At 65.4% G+C, this 10,902-nt stretch carries 7 protein-coding genes; 3 read left to right on the plus strand and 4 right to left on the minus strand.

Annotated elements, in window-relative coordinates:
- Position 1 precedes the first annotated feature (1 nt).
- On the minus strand, positions 2 to 2,023 hold the full coding sequence (hemDX, locus tag P0D84_RS15320) for a fused uroporphyrinogen-III synthase HemD/membrane protein HemX (protein WP_408337675.1): 2,022 nt from the start codon (positions 2,021 to 2,023) through the stop codon (positions 2 to 4).
- A complete protein-coding gene (gene hemC / locus P0D84_RS15325; RefSeq protein ID WP_408337677.1) occupies positions 2,023 to 3,057 on the minus strand; it encodes a hydroxymethylbilane synthase in 1,035 nt (344 codons plus the stop codon). The genes hemDX and hemC overlap by 1 nt, the downstream gene beginning before the upstream one ends.
- A gap of 436 nt (positions 3,058 to 3,493) precedes the next feature.
- Here hemC and ppc point away from each other — a divergent pair, with 436 nt between their 5' ends.
- The gene (gene ppc, locus P0D84_RS15330; RefSeq protein ID WP_408337679.1) at positions 3,494 to 6,721 is read left to right on the plus strand and encodes a phosphoenolpyruvate carboxylase; all 3,228 of its coding nucleotides are present in this window, start codon (positions 3,494 to 3,496) and stop codon (positions 6,719 to 6,721) included.
- Positions 6,722 to 6,808: 87 nt separating this feature from the next.
- On the opposite strand, the gene P0D84_RS15335 is transcribed toward ppc, so the two are convergent.
- Both P0D84_RS15335 and P0D84_RS15340 read right to left on the minus strand, forming a co-directional pair.
- Entirely contained in the window at positions 6,809 to 7,141 is a 333-nt protein-coding gene (locus tag P0D84_RS15335) for a hypothetical protein (protein WP_408337681.1), read from the minus strand.
- Between the two features lie 151 nt (positions 7,142 to 7,292).
- On the minus strand, positions 7,293 to 8,045 hold the full coding sequence (locus P0D84_RS15340; protein ID WP_408337683.1) for a class I SAM-dependent methyltransferase: 753 nt from the start codon (positions 8,043 to 8,045) through the stop codon (positions 7,293 to 7,295).
- 210 nt (positions 8,046 to 8,255) lie between these two features.
- On the opposite strand from P0D84_RS15340, the gene P0D84_RS15345 reads away from it, so the two are divergent.
- Together P0D84_RS15345 and argH are read left to right on the plus strand one after the other, a co-directional pair.
- The gene (locus P0D84_RS15345; protein ID WP_408337685.1) at positions 8,256 to 9,068 is read left to right on the plus strand and encodes a helix-turn-helix transcriptional regulator; all 813 of its coding nucleotides are present in this window, start codon (positions 8,256 to 8,258) and stop codon (positions 9,066 to 9,068) included.
- Positions 9,069 to 9,252: 184 nt separating this feature from the next.
- Positions 9,253 to 10,659 (plus strand): argininosuccinate lyase, encoded by a 1,407-nt coding sequence (argH, locus tag P0D84_RS15350; protein WP_408337687.1) that lies wholly within the window; start codon positions 9,253 to 9,255, stop codon positions 10,657 to 10,659.
- Positions 10,660 to 10,902 lie beyond the last annotated feature (243 nt).

Raw genomic sequence — 10,902 nt, forward strand, 5'->3', positions numbered from 1 at the left:
ATTAACCTCGGCTCCGGTATTGATTGACGGCCTGCAGACTGGTGCTCAGATTCGGCAGTTCAACCGCGGCCGAGCCCGCATCCACCTGCTTGACCAGATCGATCACGGTCTGCGTTTTCTTCGATGTGCTGTCGAAGTAGCGCGTGAGCGCAGCCTGCGCCGCCTGCAGGTCGGACTTCAGCGTGGTCTGGTTGCGCGAGAGCAGCGCCAGCCGCGCCGACAGCAAACGCAGCTTCAGATTCTCGCGCACGAAGTAGCCTTGATCGGGCGTGATCAGCATGGCGTCGGCGTTGTCGATGCGGCGCACCTGCACGAGGCTCGTCAACTGCTGGCCGATGCCGGTCGTGACTTCGCGCCACCAGACTTTCCAGCGCGGCTCGCCGGTGGCCGCGGCTACCTTCGCCGTGTCGTCCCAGGTGGCGGCCTTCGGCGTGGCGTGGGCAATCGGTGCCTCGCCGGAGAGCGGCAAGTTGTCGACCTGATCGATCGCGTTGTCGAGCTTGATCGCCATACCCGTCAGATCCGTGGAGGGCGCGGCCTTCAGCTTGTCGATGTCTTGCGCAATCGCCTTGCGCACGGCCACAGCCTGCGGGCTATCCGACGCAGCGAGCCGCGTGTCCGCGCTTTGCAGCGCGAACAGCGCGAGTTGCGTATTGCCGGTGAGCTGCAATTGCTGGCTCGCGGCCGACAGCATCTGGCCGACTTCAGCCATCGTCCAGTCGTCGCGATTGCGGGCGAGATCGGCGTATTGCTGTTGCAGCGCTTGCTGCGCGGTTTGCGCGTCGGCGAGCTTGCCTTCGAGTTGCGCGACCTGCGAGTCGGATTGATGCACCGTGGCCAGCGCCTGATCGGTCTTGACGCGCAGTTCGTTGGTCTGCGCGTCGTTGGCCTGCTGGCGTTGCACGAGTTGCTGCTCGGTGCGCTCCACCTTGCGATTGAGCGCATAGCCGCCCACGCCCGCCGCACACGCAATGATCACGACGACAAACCACAGCAGCGGTCCGCTCGCGCTGCGGCGCTTTTGCTGCGCTTCGTAGGGCGTGAAGGGTTGATTCGGCGGCAACGCTGCGGTCGCGGCCGGCTGAGGTGAAGCGTTCGTGGATGCGTTCGTTTCAGTCATGCGTGATTTAGCCGGTGAATGAGCCGGGTTGGACGGTACCGGTGGAACTACGGTCGGGACGGCGGCAAGCAGGGCGCGGACGATGCGATCATCGCCCGCACCGGACACCGTAATGCTATCAAAACCCAATGCCCGCGCAGTCTGCGCGATACGGGGATGCGGCGTGACCAGGGTGGCGTGCTTCAGTTGCGCGATTTCGTCGGCGGTCAGGTGCTCTTGTGCGAGCTCGTGCAGATTGCGCACCCCTTCCGAACTGGTGAGCAGCCAGGCATGCGGCTCGCCCGCCAGCAGCTTGTGCACGCGCGACCAGCCGCCGATCGACGGTTCCGGCACGAGGCGGCGATAGGCCGCCACCGTTTCGACTTCGGCGCCCGCTTCGCGCAAGCGGTCGGCGAGCCATTCGCGGCCGCCGTCGCCGCGCACGATCAGCACGCGTTTGCCTTCCAGCGTGCTCGCGCCGAGCGTGGTATCGAGCGCCGCGAACAGGCCTTCGGAATCGAAGCGCCCGGTGTCGTCGTCGGGTACGGACGGCGGGCTGATGACGTTGTATGCCGGCACCGTGACGCCATGGCGCACCAGCGCCTGCACACTGCCCGGCCCGACCACGCCGATCGGCAGCGCGTGCGGCCAGATCGCATCGCTCCTGGCAAACGCGTGGTCGACCGCATTGGGCGAGACGAACACCACCAGGGCATAGCGCTCCAGAGAAGCCAGCGCCGCGCGCAACGGCGCGTCGTCAGTGACCGGCGCGATGTCGATCAGCGGAAAGTCGAGCACGGCGACATCTGCCGCCGCGAGTTGCGCAATCAATTCATTCGACTGACCGGCCGGTCGTGTAATCACGACCGTGAACGCCGCCTTGCCGACGGATGAGGATGCGTTGCCCGGGATATCGGCCGCCATCACTCGCGGGGCGCCGCGCTGTCCGACGCGGCGTCTGCTGCCTTTGCGTCTGCCCCCGCCTCTGCCGCGGGACCGCTGGCCATGCTCAGCGCGCGGACGATTTCCATCGCGCCTTGCTGTTCAAGCGCGCTCGCCACTTCCTGGCCGAGCGCGACAGCACGTTCGACGCCAGGCGCCGGCGCGGACGCGTGCGCGCTCAGGACCCGCTGCCCGTCGGGCGTGGCGACGATGCCACGCAGATGCAGGGCGCCGTCGTGCCAGTGCGCATAAGCCGCGAGCGGCACTTCGCAACTGCCGCCGAGCGCGCGCGAGACCATCCGCTCGGCTTCAACGGCCGCTGCCGTAGGTTCGTGATGCAGCGGCGCGAGCCATGCCGCGAGCTCCGGGCGATCGGCGCGAATCTCGATGCCGAGCGCGCCCTGACCGGCTGCGGGCAAGCTGTCTTCGGGATCGAGCAGCGCGCGGATGCGCGCGCCGAGACCCAGACGCTTCAGGCCGGCCGCCGCCAGAATGATCGCCGCGTAGTCGCCGCGATCGAGTTTCGACAGACGGGTGTCCAGATTGCCACGCAACGGCCGCACCACGAGGTGCGGGTAACGCATGCGCAGCATGGCCTCGCGGCGCAGACTGGAGGTGCCCACCACGGCGCCGGGCGGCAACGCGGCAAGCGAGTCGTAGTCGTTGGACACCAGCGCGTCGCGCGGATCTTCGCGCTCCATGATGGCGGAGAGCGCAAAGCCCGCCGGCAATTCCATCGGCACGTCTTTGAGCGAGTGCACGGCCAGGTCGGCGCGGCCGTCGGCCAGCGCTGCTTCCAGTTCCTTGACGAAGAGGCCCTTACCGCCGACCTTCGACAAAGTGCGATCGAGAATTTGATCGCCACGTGTCGTCATGCCGAGGATTTTTACGTCACAAGATGGATATAATTTGTGCAGCGCACTTTGCACATGCTCCGCCTGCCACATGGCAAGGCGGCTTTCTCTCGACGCAATCACAAGCGTGTGGGGTGGCGCAAAAAACGTCTCGGTGTTCATTAGCTTGCTGATCGAATGACGGGATGTAATAACAATCAATGTTAGCACGCGACCCTGTGTCTCAAGGCACAGCGGAACACAGTGCTGGCGCGGTATCGATGGAGGAGACGGGTCTCGCGCGGCGCGCGCCGGCCTCATTCCAGCCTGTTCAAGCACGGTCGTTCGCGCACCGGGGCACGGCATGCGGGATGATGGAATGCGGCGCAACGTGCTTTCGCGTGCTTCGTGTGCCTACGGCGCATGTAATGCATGCCGGGCGCCTCGAGCGCTTTGTGCGCCTGTGCAAATGCGCGCGCGGCCATCCTCTCCGGCTTGCTGCCATCGGCGCGTACCCGCTTTGTGCCGGTTCCGTGCAGTTCACGTTGCAACTCATAGTGCAGTTCCGCAGTAGCAGTTCATCACTCAACAGACCCTGGCTTCCCTGAGGAAACCCATCGTGACGTCTTCCGGATCGGCGCGCCCTGCCCGCCGCAACACTGCATCGCCCAACGCTCAAGCGGCCGACGCCGCCGCGGCGCCCGCCGCTTCTGCCTCCGCCGCAACGGCTGCCCAGTCCACCCCGGCCAAACCTGCCGGCAAAGCTGCCAAGGCAAGCCAGGCCGCGAATGTCGCCAAATCCGCCAAAGCTTCCGCGCCCGCCAGGACGGAAAAGCCCGTGAAGGCGGCGAAGGCCGTCAAGACATCCAAGGCAGCGCAAGCCGCGAACGCCGCTCAAGCGGTGAAACCGGCCAAAGCCAAATCCCCGAAGATCAAGGTCATCGCGAACGAAACCGCCGGGCCGCAAACCGCGAAGGCGCCCAGGCCGGAAGCCGTTTCGCCGGATACGGTCGTGCCGGCATCGAAAAGCAGCGGCCGCACCCGTGAGGACAAGGACCACCCGCTGTTCCAGGACATCCGTTATCTGGGACGCCTGCTCGGCGACGTGCTGCGCGAACAGGAAGGCGACGCGGTGTTCGACGTCGTGGAGACGATCCGCCAGACCGCTGTGCGCTTTCGCCGCGAGGACGACAGTGCCGCCGCGCAAACGCTCGAGAAGAAACTGCGCACGCTGAGCCCCGAGCAAACGGTCAGCGTGGTGCGCGCGTTCAGCTACTTCTCGCATCTTGCGAACATCGCTGAAGACCGCCACCGCAATCGCCGTCACCGGATTCACGCGCTGGCCGGTTCGACCTCGCAGCCGGGCACCATGGCGTATGCGCTCGAACGGCTCGTCGAGGCGGGCGCCGCCGCGACGCCGGTCCTGCAGCAGTTCTTCAACGACGCGCTGATCGTGCCGGTCCTGACCGCGCACCCGACCGAAGTGCAGCGCAAGAGCATTCTCGACGCGCAGCACGACGTCGCGCGCCTGCTGGCCGAACGCGATCAGCAATTGACCAACCGCGAACGCGCGCGTAACGAAGCAATGCTGCGCGCAAGTGTCACGTCGCTGTGGCAAACGCGTATGCTGCGCGACTCGCGACTGACAGTCGCCGATGAAATCGAAAACGCGCTGTCGTACTACCGCGCCACCTTCCTCGAAGAAATCCCGGCGCTTTACGCCGATATCGAAGAAGCGCTCGCCGAGCACGGCATCGCCGCGCGTCTGCCGCCGTTCTTCCAGATGGGCAGCTGGATCGGCGGTGACCGCGACGGCAATCCGAACGTCACGGCCGAAACGCTCGAGCACGCGATCACCCGCCAGGCCGCGGTGATCTTCGAACACTACATGGAGCAGGTGCACAAGCTGGGCGCCGAGTTGTCGGTGTCGAACCTGCTGGCCGGCGCAAGCGACGCGTTGAAAGACCTCGCGGCCGCCTCGCCCGACCAGTCGCCGCACCGTACCGACGAGCCGTATCGGCGCGCCTTGATCGGCATATACACGCGGCTTGCGGCAAGTGCGCGCGTGCGTCTCGGCGAAGGCAGCGTGCCGGTGCGCAGCGCGGGCCGCGGCGCGGCGCCGATCCGCGCCCAACCGTACGGCGACGCCGACGAATTCGTGCGCGACCTGCACGTGCTGATCGATTCGCTCGCCGAGCATCATGGCGCGCCGCTCGCGGCACCGCGCCTGTCGCCGCTCGCGCGCGCCGCCGAAGTGTTCGGCTTCCATCTGGCGAGTATCGACTTGCGCCAAAGCTCCGACATCCATGAAGCGGTGATCGCCGAGCTGTTGAAACGCGCAGGCGTCGAAGCAGACTACGCGTCGCTCGCCGAAGAAGACAAGCTCAAGGTGTTGCTCGCCGAACTGGCGCAGCCGCGCGCGTTGCGTCTGCCGTACGCCGAGTACTCCGATCTCGTGAAGAGCGAACTCGGCGTGCTCGAAGAGGCCCGCGTCACGCGCGAGAAGTTCGGCGCGCGCGCGGTGCGCAACTACATCATTTCGCACACGGAGACTGTCAGCGATCTGGTCGAAGTGATGTTGCTGCAGAAGGAAACCGGTCTGCTTCACGGCCGCCTCGGCGACGCAAACGATCCGGCACGAGCGGGCTTGATGGTAATTCCGCTCTTCGAGACGATCCCCGACCTGCGCAACGCGCCGCACATCATGCGCGATCTGATCGCGCTGCCGGGCGTCGACACGCTGATCGAACATCAGGGCAACGAGCAGGAAGTGATGCTCGGCTATTCGGACAGCAACAAGGACGGCGGCTTCCTGACCTCGAACTGGGAGCTGTATCGTGCCGAACTCGCGCTGGTGTCGCTGTTCAATCAACGCGGCGTGACCCTGCGCCTGTTCCATGGACGCGGAGGCACGGTTGGCCGCGGCGGTGGCCCGACTTATCAGGCCATTCTGTCGCAGCCGCCGGGCACCGTCGACGGCCAGATCCGCTTGACCGAGCAAGGCGAAGTGATCGCCAGCAAGTTCGGCAATCCGGAGATCGGCCGGCGCAATCTGGAAACCGTGGTGGCCGCCACGCTGGAAGCCTCGTTGTTGCCGCACGGCAATGCGCCCGCGCAACTGCCCGCCTTCGAAGAGACGATGCAGCAATTGTCCGACGCGGCGATGGCGTCGTATCGTGCGCTGGTCTACGAAACGCCTGGGTTCAAGGAGTATTTCTTCGAGTCGACACCGATCTCGGAGATCGCCGAACTGAACATCGGCAGCCGTCCGGCTTCGCGCAAATTGCAGGACCCGAAGCAACGCAAGATCGAAGATCTGCGCGCGATTCCGTGGGGCTTCTCATGGGGTCAATGCCGTTTGCTGCTGACCGGCTGGTACGGTTTCGGCAGCGCGGTGGCCGCGCATCTGGACAGCGCGCCGAGCGATGCCGAACGCACCCGCCGTCTTGCACTGCTCAAGAAGATGCACAAGACCTGGCCGTTCTTCTCGAACCTGCTTTCCAACATGGACATGGTGCTGGCGAAGACCGACCTCGCGGTCGCGTCGCGCTACGCACAGCTCGTGTCGGACAAGAAGCTACGCAAGCACGTGTTCGAGCGGATCGTCGCGGAATGGGAGCGGACGTCGAAGGTGTTGTCGGAGATCACCGGCAAGAGCGAGCGGCTCGCGGAGAATCCGCTGCTCGCGCGTTCGATCAAGAACCGCTTCCCCTATCTCGACCCGTTGAACCACTTGCAGGTGGAGTTGCTCAAGCGTCACCGCGCGGGCGATACCAATGCGCGCGTGCGGCGCGGGATTCATCTGAGCATCAACGGGATCGCGGCGGGTTTGCGGAATACGGGCTGATCGAGCCAGATGAGGCGGGTGTTTTGCATCACCCGCCGCAACCGGTAACCTCTGCGGGACCGCTTGAAAAACGAAGCCGGGTGCGGATCAGTTTGCCGCACCCGGCTTCGGCATTTCTGGCGCAGGCATGTTGAATTTGAGGGGAGGCTCGCGCCATGCCTGAACACGCTTGTCGCGCTCCGAGCGTTCGGACTGGACGCGCGCATCAAGGTCGCGGCGCGCTTGCTGTGACATGTTCACATTGGAACCGGGCGTGGTAATGCCGATCGACCCACTGGTCGAATCGGGCATGACCGGATCAGACGACAGTGCGCGCGGCAAGGTCGTGTAGGGATTGCCGTGATAGACCGGATTGCCCTGCGCCGACGCAGCGCCCGGCAATGCAACTGTAGACGCCACAAGAAAGATCAGCCGTTGCATCTGCATACCTCCGAATTGCTTAGCAATCCGCAGCGTAGCACGCGCTTACGCGGCAATTTTTCCGGGATGAGGCACACGTGTCGTTCGGTCGCATGGGCGGCCGACGCATCGGCGCCCGACGCGTCGGCGCCCGCATCTCTTCCAGACAGGCTTACTGCGCCTCGACCATCAGCGCGTCGAGCTTGAACGAGCCGTCTTCCTGCACGTCGAAATACTGGCGCACTTCATCGGGCGCGTTGCTCCACAGCGAGCGAATCGCCACCACACGCGGCTCCGGCGTGCGCATGCGCGCCACCCACGACGTGAATTCGATGTCGATGCGCCAACGTTCGCGAATCGATGCCTTGAAGCCGGCCGCTTCGAAAAACGCAATCCATTCGTCGGCGCGGTAGTCGCGGATGTGCGAACCGTCGCGCAATACTTCGACGGCCTGAATATGCGTGTCGAGCAGCGGATGATCCGCACCGGCGATGTCGATGAACAGCACTTTGCCGCCCGGCTTCAACACGCGCCGTACTTCGGCGAGCGCCAGCGGCACGTCGTGCCAGTGATGCGCGCTCATGCGGCTGATGATCCAGTCGAACGCGTGATCGTCGAACGGCAACGTTTCGGCCGCGCCCTGTTGCGTGCGGATGTTGGTCAGGCCGCGATCCTTCGCCGCGCCGTCGACCGTTGCCAGCATTTGCGGCGCGATGTCGTATGCGACCACTTCTTGTGCGTGCGGCGCCACCGCGAAACTCGCGTGGCCCGCGCCGCAGCCCATGTCGAGCACCTTGGCGCCCGGCGTCGCGGCGATCGACTCGGCCAGCGTCTGCAGGTCGGCACCGGTGGCATGCGTCTGACTCGTCAAATACGCGGCGGCGGTCGAACCAAAGGCGTCGGCGACCTGGTCGTGATGCTTCATGGGGGGGCTCCGGTTTGTCTCTGTTGGGTTGGGCCGGGCTTGGGCCCGGACTGCTGGACGGGCACTGCGCCGTTCCTGCCGCTACAATAGAGGCCGCCGTGTACCAGTACAAGTTAAGCAATTATTCTGGTATCGATAACACCACCCCGACACCACCCCGACACCACCCGTCATCACCTCGACACCCCCTTCAAGCGCTGCCCGACAAGAATGACCACGCCGTCCTCCGCCGACAACCCGCCACCGCTCGACGCCACGCCCGCCCGCGCACTCGGCGAGTTCATCCGCGCGCACCGTGAACGGCTCTCGCCGCAAGCGCTCGGCCTGCCGCCCGGCCCGCGCCGCCGGACGCCAGGCTTGCGGCGCGAGGAAGTCGCGCAGTTGTGCGGCGTGAGCCCGACCTGGTACACGTGGATCGAACAAGGCCGGCCGGTCTCCGCCTCCGCGGACGCGCTGGCGCGGATCGCCGTTGCGCTGCAACTGTCGCGCGCCGAGCGGGCGTATCTGTTCGAACTGGCGGCGCAGCGCGACCCGGCCGAACCCGATCCAGCCGCCGCCGACGCGCCCGCCACGCTGCTTGAAACCGTGCAGCTCGTGAACGCACCGGCTTACGTGCTCGACCGGCAGTGGAATGCGCTGGCCTGGAACGCGCGCGCCGCCGACCTGTTCGTCGGCTGGCTGGACGGCACGCACGAGCGCAATCTGCTGCGCTACACCTTTACCCAGCCAGCCGCGCGCGAGTTGATTTTCGACTGGGAGACGCGCGCCCGGCGCCTTGCCGCGGAATTCCGCGCTGACTCGATTCGCCATCTGAACGACGCGCCAACCCGCGCGTTGATCGACTCACTGACCGCCGCCAGCGACGAATTCGCGCGCTTCTGGGCGTCGCAGGACGTCGGCGGGCGTGAAGGCGGCCGGCGCGAATTCAACCATCCGCGCGAGGGCCGGATCGTCTACGACCAGATTACCTTCAAGCCCGCGCATCGCGAGGATCTGAAGCTGGTGGTGCTGGTGCGGGAGTAAGCGCAGCCCGGCAGCCCGCCATCCGGGGCCGGGCGCAAAAAGCCCCCGTCTGCCGGCAGCCTCATTTGGCGCTCCCGGCCAGTGTTAAAATCCCTGTCTTTCCTCGCTATGGCGGCCCAGCGCATCGAGCGCACGCCGTCCCGCTTTCACCGCTCGCTCAACTGCCGCTTAACTGCCCAACACCATGACGTCCCAACTGCACAAAAAAGGCGAAGCCTGGTCGGCTCGCTTCTCGGAGCCGATGTCGGAGCTCGTCAAACGCTACACGTCGTCGGTTTTCTTCGACAAGCGTCTGGCGCTCGTCGATATCGAAGGGTCGCTCGCGCACGCCTCGATGCTGGCCGCGCAGAAGATCATCGCCGCCGACGACCTCGCCGCGATCCAGCGCGGCATGGCGCAGATCAAGGGTGAAATCGAGCGAGGCGAATTCGAGTGGCAACTCGATCTGGAAGACGTCCACCTGAACATCGAAGCGCGCCTGACCGCGCTGATCGGCGACGCCGGCAAGCGCCTGCACACCGGCCGCTCGCGTAACGACCAGGTGGCGACGGATATCCGCCTGTGGCTGCGCGGCGAAATCGACCGCATCGGCGGGCTGCTGACGGAATTGCGCACGGCCCTGCTCGACATGGCGGAGACAAACGCGTCGACCATCATGCCGGGCTTCACGCACCTGCAAGTCGCCCAGCCGGTCACGTTCGGTCATCACCTGATGGCTTACGTCGAAATGTTCTCGCGCGACGCCGAACGCATGGCCGATTGCCGCAAGCGTGTGAACCGCCTGCCGCTGGGCGCAGCCGCTTTGGCCGGCACCAGCTATCCGATCGACCGTCATGCGGTGGCGAAGACGCTCGGCTTCGACGGCATCTGCGCCAACTCGCTGGACGCGGTGTCCGATCGTGACTTCGCGATCGAATTCACGGCAGCGTCGGCGCTGATCATGACGCACGTGTCGCGCTTCTCCGAAGAACTCGTGCTGTGGATGAGCCCGCGCGTCGGCTTCATCGATCTGGCCGACCGTTTCTGCACCGGTTCGTCGATCATGCCGCAGAAGAAGAACCCGGACGTGCCCGAGCTCGCGCGCGGCAAGACGGGCCGCGTGAACGGCCATCTGATCGCGCTGCTCACGTTGATGAAGGGCCAGCCGCTCGCGTACAACAAGGACAATCAGGAAGATAAGGAGCCGCTGTTCGACACTGTCGATACGGTCGCGGACACGCTGCGCATCTTCGCTGAAATGGTCGCCGGTATTTCGGTGAAGCCGCAAGCCATGCGCGACGCCGCGTTGCAAGGCTTCTCCACGGCAACCGACCTCGCCGACTACCTGGTCAAGCGCGGCCTGCCGTTCCGCGACGCGCACGAAGCGGTGGCGCTCGCGGTTCGCGTGTGCGCGGATCGCGGCTGCGACCTGGCGGACCTGACGCTCGAGGAAATGCGCAAGGAACTGCCGAACGTCGCGCACCTGATCGGCGAAGACGTGTTCTCGTATCTGACGCTCGAAGGTTCGGTGGCAAGCCGTAACCATCCGGGCGGCACAGCGCCCGAGCAGGTGCTCGCGGCGGTCAAGGCCGCGCGGGAAGCGTTGAAGTAAGGTACGGCCTGGCGCGCGTTAGCGCGTCCGGTAACGCCCGGTGCGTGCATCGTGTGGCTCAGCCACATTACCTCGGGCGTCACTGCGGGCACTAAACGAAGCACACAAACAAAGGCGAACTCATCGACGGGTTCGCCTTTTTCGTTTTCGCGGCTGGATGGCTGGCTGGATGGATCGATGGATGGCGCAAAGCGTCGCGCATAAAAGAAAGCCCGCGCGAAGCGGGCTAAATGAAAGACTTCC

This window comes from Paraburkholderia sp. RL17-337-BIB-A, assembly GCF_046025895.1.
Classification (GTDB): domain Bacteria; phylum Pseudomonadota; class Gammaproteobacteria; order Burkholderiales; family Burkholderiaceae; genus Paraburkholderia; species Paraburkholderia fungorum_C.

Coding starts and splice junctions, on each gene's coding strand:
- hemDX (WP_408337675.1), bottom strand. CDS start 2,023: ATGGCGGCCGATATCCCGGGCAACGCATCCTCATCCGTCGGCAAGGCG.
- hemC (WP_408337677.1), bottom strand. CDS start 3,057: ATGAACACCGAGACGTTTTTTGCGCCACCCCACACGCTTGTGATTGCG.
- P0D84_RS15335 (WP_408337681.1), bottom strand. CDS start 7,141: ATGCAACGGCTGATCTTTCTTGTGGCGTCTACAGTTGCATTGCCGGGC.
- P0D84_RS15340 (WP_408337683.1), bottom strand. CDS start 8,045: ATGAAGCATCACGACCAGGTCGCCGACGCCTTTGGTTCGACCGCCGCC.
- P0D84_RS15345 (WP_408337685.1), top strand. CDS start 8,256: ATGACCACGCCGTCCTCCGCCGACAACCCGCCACCGCTCGACGCCACG.
- argH (WP_408337687.1), top strand. CDS start 9,253: ATGACGTCCCAACTGCACAAAAAAGGCGAAGCCTGGTCGGCTCGCTTC.